The sequence below is a fragment of the Kineococcus gurbantunggutensis genome, from assembly GCF_050871925.1.
Classification (GTDB): Bacteria; Actinomycetota; Actinomycetes; order Actinomycetales; family Kineococcaceae; genus Kineococcus.
Genome location: NZ_JBJLSG010000142.1, coordinates 1 through 13,351 on the forward strand (window position 1 = coordinate 1; position 13,351 = coordinate 13,351).

Genomic DNA, 13,351 nt, shown 5'->3' on the forward strand with positions numbered 1-13,351 from the left:
CAACACCAAAGGAATCCGAGACGCACCCCCCACCCGGCGGACGCCGGAAAAGGAGGACAACGCCACGGGGTTGATTGTTTGGCATCAACACTTGGCACACTGTTGAGTTCTCAAGAACCGGACGCACAAGACCAGGCCACCCCTTGCGGAAGCAGCCCCGGCACTCGGCTTTTCGGCTTCACCACCCTACCCCAGCCACCGCCGTGCCCGTGACGAGCCGGCCAGCCGGAGCGGGCAACCCCCACACCATCGACCACCCACCCGGCGCGCTGAAGCACCCGGAGGAAGATCTTTCAGGAAGGGGTGACACCCGCTGCGAGAACCGGCCGGTTCCCCGTCCGTTCCTCCCCGCCGCGCGGTGTGACCACCACGTTAACGACACCCCACCACCCGGTCAAATCGCCCCCCGTCGGCCCGTGCAGGGCCGGTGGGGGGCACCGCGGTCACTGCAGGGCGGACGTCAGCCGGGCGAGGTTCTCCTTGATCACGTGCCGGCGCGAGCGCGCCAGCCACTGCTGCAGCGTCAGCTCGGTGCACCGCTCGCGGTAGCCGTCCTCGACCCGGCGCAGGTCCTGCACGAAGGAGCGCCCGCACACCATGAGCGTCAGCTCCAGGTCCAGCAGGAAGGAGCGCATGTCCATGTTGGAGGAGCCGATCACGGCGACGTCCTCGTCGACGGACATGTGCTTGGCGTGCAGGACGTAGGGGGCGGGGTAGCGGTGGATGCGCACCCCCGCCCGCAGCAGGTTCTCGTAGTAGGAGCACTCCGCGTAGTGCACCAGCGCCTGGTCGCCGTGCTCGGAGACGAAGAGCTCGACGTCCACGCCGCGCTCGGCGGCCGTGGTGATCGCGTTGAGCATCGACTCGTCCGGCACGAAGTACGGGCTGGTGATCGAGATGCGCCGCTGCGCCGAGTACAGCAGGGCGTTGAAAAGCTTGAGGTTGTTCTCCCCGTCGAAGCCCGGCCCGCTGGGCACGACCTGGCACTCCAGGCGGCCGGGCGACTTGTCCGGGGAGACCTCCGGCCGCTCCGTCTCCAGCAGCTCGTCCGTCTCGGAGTACCAGTCGGTCGTGAAGATCGCGTCGACGCCGGAGACGATCGGGCCCTCCAGGCGCACCATGAGGTCCTGCCACTGCAGGCCCCGGCGCAGGTTGCCGCGCTTGTTGTAGCTGCGGTCCAGGACGTTCTGCGAGCCGATCCACGCCACGTCGCCGTCGACCACGAGCAGCTTGCGGTGGTTGCGCAGGTCGGGGCGCTGGTACTTCAGCCTGTGCAGCTGCACCGGCAGCATGGGGTGCCACTCGATGCCCGCCCCCTCCAGGAAGCGCGCCGTGCGGCGGTAGTGCGGGTAGCGGATGGCGCCCAGGTGGTCGATGAGCACCCGCACCCGCACCCCCCGCGCGGAGGCCCGGCGCAGCGCGTCGAAGAACGGCTCGCTCGTCGGGTCCAGGCTCATGATGTAGAACTCGACGTGCACCGAGGAGGTGGCCGCGTCGACGGAGCGGGCCATCGCCCGGATCGCCTCGTCGTAGTCCCCGAACAGCTCCGCGCTGTTGCCGCCCACCAGCGGCATCGAGCCGAGGTTGCGGTTGAGCTCCACGATCCCCTCCAGCCACGGAGGCCAGGGGTGGTCGGTGCTCACCAGGTCCATGCCGCGGGTGGAGTCGAGGATCAGCTGGTTGATCTCGCGCTGCTTGCGGCGCCGCGCCCGCGGCAGCTTCGGGTTGCCGATGAGCAGGAAGGCCAGGACCCCCACGTAGGGGATGAAGAAGATCGCCAGCAGCCACGCCAGGGCCGAGCTCGGGCGCCGGTTCACCGGGACCACGGCGATCGCCGTGAGGCGCACGACGAGGTCGACGACCAGCAGGGCGATCGCCGACGCGGTCAGCGACGGCGCCCAGTCGGGCAGCCAGTCCACCACCGCGCTCAGAGCCGCACCACGCCGCGCGACGTCTCGAAGGTCACCGAGCGCAGCCCCGCCTGGCCGGCGGAGTCCGGGTCCAGCCACGTGAAGGCCACCCGCCCGGCGACGAACTCCGGCGGCAGCCCCATCCAGGCGCGCACCCGCTGCGGGTCGCCGGCGATCGCCAGGCCCGCCAGGCGCGAGCCGCCGGCCAGGGCGATCGCGGAGGGGTGCTGGGTGGGCGGTCCGGCCCACTCGATGAGCAGCGGCAGCTGGGGGTCCTCGCGCAGGCCGGGCGCGCCGATCTGGCGCCAGCGCAGCTCCACCCCGTCGGGCCGGCGGCGCACGCCCTCCTCGGCCCGCTCCCCCAGGCGGCGCTCGTAGGCGGGGAGGTCGTCCACGGTCACCGCCCACGTGAACCAGCCGCCGCCGGCCTCCGATCGGCAGCGCACGGCCTGGCCGAAGACGGCCTTCTCCGCGACCGGGTGGTCCAGCACCTCGACGACCTCGACGTAGGTGCCCCCCGACAGCGGCAGCACGACGTTGCGGGTCCCGAAGCGGGGGTGGGGTCCGCCGTCCACCACGCGCACGCCGAGCAGGGACGCGAGCCTGCGTGCGGTCTCGTGCAGGCCCTCGGGTCCGGCGGCGTAGCCGACGTGGTCGACGCGCATGTCCACAGCCTCTCAGGCGCCCCCGACGCCCACAGCCCCGGTCCGGTCGCGCGGTGCTGTCGGCGGCGGGTGGCAGCATCGCCGTCGTGCCAGCCACCGCCCCGCCCGCCGCCCCCGCCGTCCTCGACGCCGCCGGCACCGCCGCGCTGCGCGAGGAGGCCGAGGAGGTGCTGCGCCGCCTCGTCGGCGACGCGTCCGCGCGGCTGCGCGAGGACCAGTGGACCGCGATCGAGGCGCTGGTCGCGCACCGGCGCCGGGCGCTGGTCGTGCAGCGCACCGGCTGGGGCAAGTCCGCGGTGTACTTCGTGGCGACCGCGCTGCTGCGCGCCCGCGGCGCCGGGCCGACGGTGATCGTCTCCCCGCTGCTGGCGCTCATGCGCAACCAGATCGCCGCCGCCCAGCGCGCCGGCGTGCGCGCGGTGACGGTGAACTCCACCAACGGCGAGGACTGGGGCCGCGTCTACGAGGACGTGCGCGCCGGCGCCGTCGACGTGCTCCTCGTCTCCCCCGAGCGGCTGAACAACCCCGGCTTCCGCGACGAGGTCCTGCCGCCGCTGGCCGCCACCACCGGCCTGCTCGTCGTCGACGAGGCGCACTGCGTCTCCGACTGGGGGCACGACTTCCGGCCCGACTACCGCCGCATCCGCACGCTGCTGGCCGACCTGCCCGAGGGCATCCCCGTGCTGGCGACCACCGCGACCGCCAACGCGCGCGTCACCGCCGACGTCGCCGAGCAGCTGTCGGTGACGGGCACGCGCACCCTGGAGGACGTCCTGGTGCTGCGCGGCTCCCTGGACCGCGAGTCGCTGCGGCTGGCGGTGCTGCGGATGCCCAGCCACGCGCACCGGCTGGCCTGGCTGGTGGAGCAACTGCCGCGGATGCCCGGCTCGGGCATCGTCTACGTGCTCACCGTCTCCGCCGCCGCGGACGTCGCGAACCACCTGCGCGCGCACGGCGTCACGGCCGTGGCCTACACCGGCCAGACCGAGCCCGCCGAGCGGCTGCAGGCCGAGGACGACCTCGTGCACGACCGCGTCAAGGTGCTCGTGGCGACCAGCGCGCTGGGCATGGGCTTCGACAAGCCCGACCTGGGCTTCGTGGTGCACCTGGGGGCGCCGTCCTCGCCCATCGCGTACTACCAGCAGGTCGGGCGCGCCGGGCGCGGCATCGCCGAGGCGTCGGTGGTGCTGCTGCCCGGCGCGGAGGACCGCGACGTGTGGCGCTACTTCGCCTCGGTCGGCTTCCCCGGCGAGCAGGACGTGCGCACCGCCCTGGCGGCCCTGGCCCAGGCCGGCGCACCGCTGTCCACGCAGGCGCTGGAGACGCGGGTGGACCTGCGCCGCAACCGGCTGGAGGTCATGCTCAAGGTCCTCGACGTGGACGGCGCGGTGCGCCGGGTGCGCGGCGGCTGGGAGGCCACCGGCCGCGAGTGGCGCTACGACGCCGAGCGGTACGCGCGCGTGGCCGCCACCCGCGCCGAGGAGCAGCAGGCGATGCTGGACTACCAGTCCACCGACGGGTGCCGGCTGGAGTTCCTGCGCCGGGCGCTGGACGACCCCGAGGCCGCCCCGTGCGGGCGCTGCGACAACTGCGGCGGCTTCGACGTCCCGCGCGAGGTCGACGAGGACGCGGTGCGCCGCGCCGGGGACGACCTGTCGCGCCCGGGGGTGCCGCTGGAGCCGAAGAAGGTCTGGCCCACCGGCCTGGCCTCGCTGGGTGTGCCGCTGTCGGGGAAGATCGCGCCCGCCGAGCGCGCTGGCGAGGGGCGCGCCGTGGCGCGCACCACGGACCTGGGGTGGGGCGCGGCGGTGCGCGAGCTGTTCGCCCCCGGCGCCGCGGACCGGGAGACCCCGGTGCCGCTGCGGCGCGCGGCCGCCGCCGTGCTGGACGACTGGGCGCGCGAGCTGGGCCTGGACGGGGTCGTGGCGATGTGCTCGGCGTCGCGGCCGCTGCTGGTGGCGCACCTGGCCGAGGGCCTGGCCCGGTACACCGGCCTGCCGCTGCTGGCGACGTTCGAGCTGCGCGACGGCGCCGGGCCCACGCCCTCCGACGTCAACTCCGCCCACCGCCTCGCGGCCGTCGCCGGCCGGTTCCGGCTGCCCGCGCAGGCGGCCGCGGCGGTGGAGGGGCGCACCGTGCTGCTCGTCGACGACCGCGCCCGCAGCGGGTGGACGCTGGCGCTGGCCGCGCGCGAGCTGCGCCGCGCCGGCGCCGCGCAGGTGCACCCCTTCGTGCTCGCCGACGGCGACTGACGGGCGCGCGGGGACCGGGACGAGGACGGGACGGGGAGGACGCGGTGAACGGGGACGACGCGGTGAGCGGTGCGGGTGCGGCGGGCGCCGCGGCGCGGGGCCCGGCGGTGCGGCTGGGCATGGTGGTGCTGGACGCCCCCGACCCGCGGGCGCTGGCGGAGTTCTACGCGCAGCTGCTGGGCTGGCGGCTGGACCCGCAGGACACCTCCGACGACTGGGTGAGCGTGCGCGGCGACGGCGGCACCGCGCTGGGCTTCCAGCGCGCGCCGGGGATGCCGCGCCCCACGTGGCCGGCGGGCGGGGTGCACCAGCAGCTGCACCTGGACCTCGACGTCGACGACTACGCCGAGCCCGAGGCGCGGGCCCTGGCGCTGGGGGCCACCGTCCTCGACGCCGGCCGCGACCACCTCGGCTTCCGCGTGTACGCCGACCCCGCCGGGCACCCGTTCTGCCTGTGCCGGCAGGCCCCGCGCGAGGACGGTGCGCAGGAGCGCTGACGGGGCGGCGCGATCACGGCGTGCGCGCGGCGGCGGGCGCTGCGACGCTCGGCGCGTGAGCGCAGCGCGAGCCACCACCGGGGTCGTCGAGGGCGTCGTGGCCGTCGTGGGGCAGGTCGGGCGCGACCTGGTGCTGCGCGTGGACGCGGTGCCCGGCGCCGGCGGGTCCGCCGCCGTGCGCGAGCGGCGCGAGGTGCTCGGCGGCAAGGGCGCCAACCAGGCGGTGGCCGCGGCGCAGCTGGGCACGTCGGCCGCGCTCGTGGGCGTCGTCGGCGACGACGCCGCCGGGGAGGAGGTCCTGGCGCAGGCCCGGCGCGACGGCGTGGACGTGCGCTGCGTGGTGCGCCGGGAGGGGGCCAGGACGGCGCTGCTCGTGGACGTCGTCGCCGGCGGCGAGCGCCGGCTGCTGGAGGACGTGCCCGAGGAGGTGCTGCTGACCGCCGCGGACGTGCGGGCCGCCACCGGGCTGCTGCGCCGCTCCGCCGCCGTGCTGGTGCAGCTGCAGCAGCCCGCCGGGGCGGTCTCGGAGGCGCTGCAGATCGCGCGGGGGGCCGGGCGCTTCGTCGTGGTCGACGGGGCCCCGGAGGACGCGGCGGTGCGCGAGGAGGTGCTCGGCGCGGCGACCGTGCTGCGCGCCGACGCGCACGAGGCGGAGCTGTTCTGCGGCCGGGCGCTGCGGGGCGCGGACGCGGTGCTCGCCGCGGCGCGCGAGCTGGTCGGGCGCGGCCCGCGCCTGGTGGTGCTGGAGGCCGGCGCCGCGGGCAACGCGGTGGCGTGGGAGGGCGGCGGCGAGCTGGTGCCGCTGACCGCGGTGGAGGTCGTGGACCCCACCGGCGGCGGGGACTCCTTCACGGCGGCGCTGACGGTGGCGCTGCTGCGCGGGGAGGAGGTCGAGCGGGCCGTGCGGTGGGCGACGGCCGCGGCGGGCTCGACGGTGCGGCGGGCCGGGGGCAGGCCGGCCCTGTCGCCCGACGAGCTCGACGAGCAGGCGGACCTGCTGACCTGAGCGCCGGGCCGCTCCCCCGGGGCGACCGGGGCGGGGCTCAGCGGCGGGGGCTCAGCGGCGCCGGCCGGAGCGCAGCACCTGCACGGCCACCGGCACCAGGGAGGCCACCACGACGACGGCGACGAAGGGCAGCAGGTACCGCTCCAGCCCGGGGACGCGGCTGCCGAGCAGGTACCCGGCGAGGACGATGCCCAGCGACCACACCAGTCCCCCGACGACCTGCCACAGGGTGAACGCGGGCGCGGGCATGCCCAGGGTGCCGGCCAGGGGGTTCATCAGGGTGCGCACCACCGGGATGAAGCGCCCGAGCACGACGGCCCTGCCGTAGCCGTACTTCTCCAGCACGCCGCGGGCGCGCTGCACCCCGGCGTAGCGGCGGGGGTGCTCGGGGCGCTCGAGCAGGGCGGGGCCGGCGCGCCGGCCGATGAGGTAGCCGACCTGGGCGCCCAGCAGCGCCCCGGCGGGCGCGGCCACCAGCACCTGCTCCAGCGGCAGGTGGGCGGCGGAGGCGACCGGGGTCGCCGCCAGCAGGCCGGCGGTGAACAGCAGGGAGTCGCCGGGCAGGAAGAAGCCGATGAGCAGGCCCGTCTCGGCGAACAGCACGGCGAAGACGCCGATCGCGCCGAAGGAGGAGATCAGCGACTCCGGGTCGAGCAGTCCCACCGCGGCGTCCCCCCGTCCGTGCACCGGACGCCCGGCGCGCCGCCGACGCTACGGAGGCGGTGCGGGTGCGGCAACCGCACGGGGCCCGCTCCCGGGCCCCGCGGTGGCCCCTTCGGTACACGCGCTGATGTACCGTCCAGGGGTGAGCAGCACTCCCGCCGGCGTCCTGGCGCGCTTCGGCCACGCGCTGTCCGACCCCACCCGGGCCCGGCTGCTGCTGGCGCTGCGCGAGGCCCCCGGCTACCCCGCCGAGCTCGCCGAGGCCCTCGGCGTCTCGCGGCAGAGCCTGTCCAACCACCTGGCGTGCCTGCGCGGCTGCGGGCTGGTCGTCACCGAGCCCGAGGGCCGGCGGGTGCGCTACGAGCTGGCCGACCCCCGGCTGCGGCACGCCCTGGACGACCTCGTGGGCGTGGTGCTGGCCGCCGAGGAGGCGCTGTGCGCGGACGCCGGCGCCCGCGGGGGCACCCCGTGAGCGCGGGCCACGGCCACGGGCACGGCCACGGGCACGGCCACGGGCACGGCGGGCAGGACCGGCGGCGGCTGGCGGGGGCGCTGGCGATCACCGCGTCGGTGCTGGTCGCCGAGGCGGTGGGCGCGTGGGTGTCGGGCAGCCTGGCGCTGCTCGCGGACGCCGGGCACGTGCTCACCGACGTCGCCGGCCTGGTCATCGCGCTGATCGCCGCGACCCTGGCCGCGCGGCCGGCCACCCCCCGGCGCACCTGGGGCTACCGGCGCGCGGAGGTCCTGGCGGCCACCGCCCAGGCCGCCGCGCTGCTGGCGGTGGGCGGGTTCGTGCTCGTGGAGGGGGTGCGGCGGCTGCTGGAGCCGCCGCAGGTGTCCTCCACCGCGATGCTCGTCTTCGGCGCGCTGGGCCTGCTGGGCAACCTCGCCGCGCTGGCGCTGCTGCTGCGCGGGGAGGGCGCGGGCAACGTCAACGTGCGCGCGGCGGTGCTGGAGGTCGTCAACGACGCCCTGGGCTCGGTGGCCGTGCTCGTGGCGGCGGCGGTGATCGCCCTCACCGGCTGGGCCCGCGCCGACGCGGTGGTCTCGATCCTCATCGGCGTGCTCATCGTGCCGCGCACGCTGAAGCTGCTGCGCGAGACCACCGGCGTGCTGCTGGAGGCCGTCCCGCCGGGCCTGGACCTGGACGACGTGCGCCGGCACCTGCTGGAGCTGCCGCACGTGCGGGCCGTGCACGACCTGCACGCCAGCCAGATCACCTCCGGGCTGCCGGTGCTGTCCGCGCACGTCGTGCTGGACGACACCTGCTTCCGCGACGGGCACGCCCCGGAGATCCTGGACCAGCTGCAGGCGTGCGTGGCCGAGCACTTCCCCGTCGCCGTCGAGCACGCCACGTTCCAGCTCGAGCCCGTCGGGCACGGCGGGCACGAGACCGCCACCCACGACTGAGCGGCGGCCGCGCGCCGGGCGCCTCAGCCGATGAGCGCGCGGCCCAGCTCGCCCCACTCGCGCAGCGGGAAGTCCTGCCCGGAGGCGGTGAGCACCTGCACGGCGACCTCGTCGGCGCCGGCGTCCACGTGCCGGGCGATCCCGGCGACGACGGTGGCGGTGGCGCCCCAGGGGATCAGCTCGTCGACCAGGCGGTCGCTGCCGCCGTCGGCGAAGTCCTCGTCGCCGTAGCCGAAACGGCGCAGGTTGTTGGTGTAGTTGGGCAGGGCGAGGTAGCCGGTGGCGTAGCGGCGGGCGATCTCGCGGGCGCGCACCGGGTCCTCCTCCAGCACCACGGCGACCTCCGGGGCCAGCAGGACGCCCGCGCCGAGCACCTCGCGCGCGGAGGAGGTGTGCGCCGGGGTGGTGAAGTACGGGTGGGCGCCCAGGGAGCGCTCGCGCGCCAGGCGCAGCATCCGCGGGCCCAGCGCGGCCAGGGCGCGGCGCTCGCGCGGCACGGCCCCGGCGGCGTCCAGGGCGTCGAGGTGCTCCACGGTGCGCGAGTAGGGCTTGGAGTAGTCCTGCCCGGAACCCTCCACGATCACGGCGTGGCTGTTGCCCAGCCCCAGCAGGAAGCGGCCGGGGTGGCGCTCCTCCAGGGCGGCGAAGCCGTCGGCGCACTCCTGCGCGGTGGCGGCGTAGACGCTGACGATGCCGCTGGCCACGCCGATCTCCTCGGTGGCGTCGAGCAGCTCGCCGAACACCGGGTGCAGGCCGGGCTCGAAGCCGCCGGAGAGCCAGATGCGGGAGTAGCCCAGGGCCTCGACCTCGCGGGCGGCCTCGCGGGCCTCCCCGCGGCGGGCGGGGTCGGCCCAGGGGGCGCCGCCCCACAGGCCGATGCGGGCCCGGGCGGCGGGCGTGGTGCTCTCGGGCGTCAGCGGCAGGTCCGTCACGCCCCCACGCTAGGCAGCGCCCGGGGGTCGCGCACCCGCGCCGCCGCCGACGGGGCGAGCGGGCGGGTGCGGCGGGCGGGCGGGTGCGGCGGGTGTGGCCGAGGACACGCCCCGCGGCGGCACCGGCCCCGCCCGCGGCGCGTCAGACTTCGGAGGACCCCCACCGCACCGCCCCGCAGGAGGACACCGTGCCCGCCGCCGCCCGCTGGTTCCGCGTCGTCGCGTTCGTGGAGGCGGTGTCGTGGACGCTGCTCCTGATCGCCATGTTCCTCAAGTACGTCCTGGAGGTGGAGACGCCGCACGAGGGCGGGGTGCCGATCGCGGGGCCGGTCCACGGCGCCGCGTTCGTCGTCTACCTGCTCTCCACCGCCTGGGCCGCCAGGGCGCTGCGCTGGCGCCCCGGCACGGTCGTGCTGGCGCTGGCCGCGAGCGTGCCGCCGCTGTGCACCGTCGTCTTCGAGCGCTGGGCGCACCGCACCGGCCGCCTGGGGCTCACCACGCGATCGCGTCGAACGCAGCCCGCAGCCGCCGCCCCCTCGAAGGGCTGACGGCCTCCACCCAGCCGAGGCGGCCGGCGAGGTGGGCGCGCAGGTCCACCCCGCCGGGCGCCCGCACCGACGCCGGCCCGTGCACGGCGCAGCGGTGCAGCACCGCCCTGAGCCGGTCCACCTCCGCGCGCACCGGGTTCGGGCGCTCGTTGACGACGACGCCGGTGACGAGCTGGCGCTCGGCGCGCCCGCGCACCGTCGTCTTGGCCGGGTTCAGCGCGAAGCCCTCCTCGGCGGCGAGGCGGCCCACGCAGCGCACCAGCCGCTGCGCCCCCGCGGCCAGCGCGGGACCGCCGCTGAAGGTCACGTCGTCGGCGTAGCGGGTCACGCTCGCCCCCAGCGCGTCGGCCAGGCCGGCCAGGCGCCGGTCCAGGGAGCGCGCGCAGAGGTTCGCCAGCGCCGGCGAGGTCGGCGCCCCCTGCGGCAGGTGCGCGGCGGACAGCCGCTGCCGCAGCGCGAACCGCTCGTCGGGGTCGCCGCCGGGGGGCATCGCGCGCAGCTCGCGCGCGGGCGCGGCGTGCGTGGTCAGCCCGGTGAGCAGGTGCGCCACGGCCTCGGGGTAGCCCAGGGAGCGGAACGCCCGGTAGACGCGCGCGGCGCCCACCGAGGCGAAGAACGCCGTGAGGTCCACGTGCACCACGACGTCCGCGCCGCAGTGCTCGCGCGCGCCGGTGACCGCGGAGCGGCCGGGCACGAACCCGTGCGCCACCGGCGTGGCGGGCACCGCGTCGAGGACCTCGCGCAGCAGCCGGCGCTGCAGCTCGCGCAGGCGCGGCTTGGGCGCCTCCAGCAGCCGCGGGGCGCCGCGCTTGGCCACCCACGCGCAGCGGTAGTGGTGCAGCGCGGCGCCCTCCGCGCGGCGCTGCCAGCCGCGCGGGTCCGCGAACCACTCCAGCTCCCCCGCGCCCACGCCCAGCAGGGCGGCCAGGTCCGCCGCGCCGTCCAGGGCCGGCACCGGCCAGCGGGCCCGGCCCATCCGCGCCGGCACCGCCGCCAGGTGCCGCACCCGCAGCGGGTGCCCGCGCCGGTGCGCCGCGGCCGAGGCCGCCCGCAGCTCCGCGTGCGCGGCCAGCAGGGCGGTGAACGCGCGCGGGGCGTCGCACGGCGGGTGCGGGTGCCGCTCGACGACGTCGGCGGCCAGGCGCTCCAGCCACGCGGCGCGGCGCAGGCCCAGCGCGCGCCGGCCCGCGGCGGCCAGCTCCTCCGCCCGCCAGGGCGCCTCGAGGAACGCGGCGGCGAGGGCGGCGGCGACCGCGGCGCTCACCGCCCACCGCCCGGGCGCGGGGCGGTGGCCGGGCCGGCGGGCACGGCGGTGGGCGCCGCGGGACGGGGGTGCGGTGGTGCCGGGCGACCCGTCCCGTCGTGCGGGGACGCTGCTGCGCGCAGCGCAGCCGGGTCCCTGCGGCGCCCTGCCGTGGTCGTCGTGCTGCCCCCGGGGGAACCCCGGAGCGGCGTCGCCGGCGTGCCGGCTCGGCCCTCTCGCCCGGTGCACCACCGCACGGGCACCACCGTAGGCGTCGCGCGGCGCGGGCGGGAGGGGTTCGCCGCGACGGTCCCGGGCGCGCAAGCGCTCCTAGGCGCGGAGCCCGTGGGCCCGCGCGCCCAGGACCCGCGCCGCCACCGCCGCCTCCGAGCGCGGGGCGAACACCGCGGCGGGCGAGGAGTCCCGGGCGCGGCGCGCGGCGACGGCGCGCGCGGTGTCCTCGGCGATGAGGTCGGCGTTCAGGGCCGCGCCGGCGGTGACGCCGGCCGCGGCGGAGGAGCCGACCTGCGCCACCGGGTCGGTGACGTTGCCCGCCACCCGCAGCCCCGGCACGTCGGTGGCCCCGGCGGGCCCGGCGGGCAGCGCGGTGCCCACGACGTGGCCCATCACCTCCACGTCCACCGGCTGCAGGCCCAGGCCGGCGAGGAACCCCGCGCGCACCACCGGGCGCGAGGCGACGGCCAGGGCCCGGGCCGGCACGACGTGGCCGCCGGCCAGCCGCACGCCGGTGAGCGCGCCGTCCTGCACCCGCAGGCCGGCGGCGGGGCCGTCGACGACGGCGACGCCGCGCGCGGCGAACTGCTCCCACTGCTCCGGGGAGGGCTCGGCGCCGTGCAGGACGACGGTGACGTCGTCGCTGAGCTGGCGCCACACGAGCGTCTGGTGGAAGGACAGCGGGCTGGTGGCGAGCACGGCGATCGCCCGCCCGCGCACCTCCCAGCCGTGGCAGTACGGGCAGTGCACGACGCCGCGGCCCCACTGCTCGCGCAGCCCCGGCACGTCGGGCAGCTCGTCGCGCGCGCCGGCGGTCACCAGCAGCGCCCGCGAGCGCAGCACCCGCCCGTCGGCCAGGACCACCTCGAAGCGCTCCGGGCCGTCCCCGGGCAGCCGGCTCGCGGCGACGACCTCGCCGTCCAGGACGGTGCCGCCGTAGCCGGCGAGCTCGCGCCGGCCCAGCGCCAGCAGCTCGCGCGGGGGGACCCCGTCGCGGCTGAGGTAGTTGTGCGCCCCGTCCGCGGCGGCGTTGCGCGGCCGGCCGGCGTCGACGACGACGACGCTGCGCAGCGAGCGCGCCAGCGCCACCGCTCCGCTCAGGCCGGCGGGACCTCCGCCGACGACCACCACGTCCAGCACCTGCGGGACGCCGCGTCCCCCGGTGCTCTCCACGACCTTCTCGTCCACGTGGACCACCTCCGCGCAGAAGGTCGCCCGAGGGGTGCCGCGGGGTCGAGCGTTCGTGCCGGAACGGCAAGAGCGGCGCGGGCGCCTACAGGTAGCGCAGCGGGTCGAAGTCGGCCAACGGGATGATCCGCACGCGCGGCAGGACGACGTTGAAGGCGCGCACGTCGTCCTCGAGGTCGTACACGCGCAGGCCGCGGTCGGTCAGGGCGGCGTACTGGTTGTTGACGAACTCGCGGAAGGCGAAGAGGCCCACGCGGCGGGTGCCGTCGAGCAGGGCGTCCACCTGGGGCAGGAAGTCGCCGTCGTGGCTGGCCAGCAGCACGTCGCCCTCGCGGCCGACCAGGGCCTCCAGGGTGCGCTGGATGCCGATGTCGACGACCTTCTCGCCGGGGCCGCCGGACAGCGGGATGGGCTGGTAGCCCAGCGCCAGCAGCGCCTGCACGAACGACATCGGCAGGTAGCCGGAGGTGGCGTTGAGGAAGAACAGGCCCTTGGCGGGCTGCTGGTGGGTGGTGCGGGCGAAGTCGAGCAGGCGCTCCCAGCGGGGGCGCTGCTCGGGGGCGGGGCGGCCCTCGAGGATCGAGGCGCCCAGGGTGGCGTCGATGTTCTCCCCGTCGACCACCACGTAGGTGGTGCTGCTGCCCGTCGCGCTCGTCACGCCCCGAGGCTAGCGCCCGGCCCGCCCCGCGGGCGGGGGCGCGCCGGTCCCCCCCGCCCTTCCGCGATCAAGGAAGTGGCAACTTCCTTGATCACGGGAGGAGGCGGAGGTGGGGACGGGGACGGGGGCGGGATCGGGGGCGGGG

Annotated in this window: 13 protein-coding genes; 6 read left to right on the forward strand and 7 right to left on the reverse strand. The window is 77.2% G+C overall.

The window, feature by feature from the left end; translation table 11 throughout:
* Nucleotides 1-443: 443 nt before the first annotated feature.
* Together cls and ACRYR7_RS20060 are read right to left on the reverse strand one after the other, a co-directional pair.
* Complete coding sequence (cls, locus tag ACRYR7_RS20055; protein ID WP_432573883.1) at nucleotides 444-1,919, reverse strand: cardiolipin synthase; 1,476 nt, start codon at nucleotides 1,917-1,919, stop codon at nucleotides 444-446.
* 8 nt (nucleotides 1,920-1,927) lie between these two features.
* Complete coding sequence (locus tag ACRYR7_RS20060) at nucleotides 1,928-2,575, reverse strand: VOC family protein (RefSeq protein ID WP_432573884.1); 648 nt, start codon at nucleotides 2,573-2,575, stop codon at nucleotides 1,928-1,930.
* A gap of 86 nt (nucleotides 2,576-2,661) precedes the next feature.
* Here ACRYR7_RS20060 and ACRYR7_RS20065 point away from each other — a divergent pair, with 86 nt between their 5' ends.
* From ACRYR7_RS20065 to ACRYR7_RS20075, 3 genes are all read left to right on the forward strand, one after another.
* Entirely contained in the window at nucleotides 2,662-4,827 is a 2,166-nt protein-coding gene (locus ACRYR7_RS20065) for a RecQ family ATP-dependent DNA helicase (protein ID WP_432573885.1), read from the forward strand.
* 119 nt (nucleotides 4,828-4,946) lie between these two features.
* Nucleotides 4,947-5,324, forward strand: coding sequence for a VOC family protein (locus ACRYR7_RS20070; RefSeq protein ID WP_432573895.1), 378 nt, complete (start codon nucleotides 4,947-4,949; stop codon nucleotides 5,322-5,324).
* A 55-nt stretch (nucleotides 5,325-5,379) separates the two neighbouring features.
* On the forward strand, nucleotides 5,380-6,330 hold the full coding sequence (locus ACRYR7_RS20075) for a PfkB family carbohydrate kinase (RefSeq protein WP_432573886.1): 951 nt from the start codon (nucleotides 5,380-5,382) through the stop codon (nucleotides 6,328-6,330).
* A gap of 51 nt (nucleotides 6,331-6,381) precedes the next feature.
* On the opposite strand, the gene ACRYR7_RS20080 is transcribed toward ACRYR7_RS20075, so the two are convergent.
* Nucleotides 6,382-6,993 carry a DedA family protein gene (locus tag ACRYR7_RS20080; protein ID WP_432573887.1) on the reverse strand — a complete coding sequence of 204 codons (612 nt, stop codon included), beginning with the start codon at nucleotides 6,991-6,993 and terminating at the stop codon, nucleotides 6,382-6,384.
* A gap of 142 nt (nucleotides 6,994-7,135) precedes the next feature.
* On the opposite strand from ACRYR7_RS20080, the gene ACRYR7_RS20085 reads away from it, so the two are divergent.
* A complete protein-coding gene (locus ACRYR7_RS20085; protein WP_432573888.1) occupies nucleotides 7,136-7,465 on the forward strand; it encodes an ArsR/SmtB family transcription factor in 330 nt (109 codons plus the stop codon).
* Entirely contained in the window at nucleotides 7,462-8,403 is a 942-nt protein-coding gene (locus tag ACRYR7_RS20090) for a cation diffusion facilitator family transporter (RefSeq protein ID WP_432573889.1), read from the forward strand. Before ACRYR7_RS20085 ends, ACRYR7_RS20090 begins: the two co-directional genes overlap by 4 nt.
* 23 nt (nucleotides 8,404-8,426) lie before the next feature.
* Here the strand turns inward: ACRYR7_RS20090 and ACRYR7_RS20095 are convergent, their stop codons facing one another.
* Complete coding sequence (locus ACRYR7_RS20095; protein ID WP_432573890.1) at nucleotides 8,427-9,335, reverse strand: TIGR03620 family F420-dependent LLM class oxidoreductase; 909 nt, start codon at nucleotides 9,333-9,335, stop codon at nucleotides 8,427-8,429.
* Between the two features lie 188 nt (nucleotides 9,336-9,523).
* Here ACRYR7_RS20095 and ACRYR7_RS20100 point away from each other — a divergent pair, with 188 nt between their 5' ends.
* Complete coding sequence (locus tag ACRYR7_RS20100; protein WP_432573891.1) at nucleotides 9,524-9,883, forward strand: DUF3817 domain-containing protein; 360 nt, start codon at nucleotides 9,524-9,526, stop codon at nucleotides 9,881-9,883.
* On the opposite strand, the gene ACRYR7_RS20105 is transcribed toward ACRYR7_RS20100, so the two are convergent.
* The 3 genes from ACRYR7_RS20105 to ACRYR7_RS20115 form a co-directional block, all read right to left on the reverse strand.
* Nucleotides 9,828-11,147, reverse strand: a complete 1,320-nt coding sequence (locus ACRYR7_RS20105) for a reverse transcriptase family protein (protein ID WP_432573892.1) — start codon at nucleotides 11,145-11,147, stop codon at nucleotides 9,828-9,830. The two genes, ACRYR7_RS20100 and ACRYR7_RS20105, sit on opposite strands and share 56 nt — an antisense overlap.
* 309 nt (nucleotides 11,148-11,456) lie before the next feature.
* Nucleotides 11,457-12,548: an NAD(P)/FAD-dependent oxidoreductase gene (locus ACRYR7_RS20110; protein ID WP_432573893.1), complete on the reverse strand. Its 1,092-nt coding sequence runs from the start codon at nucleotides 12,546-12,548 to the stop codon at nucleotides 11,457-11,459.
* An 85-nt stretch (nucleotides 12,549-12,633) separates the two neighbouring features.
* Nucleotides 12,634-13,206 (reverse strand): NYN domain-containing protein, encoded by a 573-nt coding sequence (locus ACRYR7_RS20115; protein ID WP_432573894.1) that lies wholly within the window; start codon nucleotides 13,204-13,206, stop codon nucleotides 12,634-12,636.
* Nucleotides 13,207-13,351: the final 145 nt, after the last annotated feature.

What these genes read in the sequence shown, in the direction of transcription:
- ACRYR7_RS20060 (WP_432573884.1), bottom strand. Translation starts at nt 2,575, where the DNA reads ATGCGCGTCGACCACGTCGGCTACGCCGCCGGACCCGAGGGCCTGCAC.
- ACRYR7_RS20070 (WP_432573895.1), top strand. Translation starts at nt 4,947, where the DNA reads ATGGTGGTGCTGGACGCCCCCGACCCGCGGGCGCTGGCGGAGTTCTAC.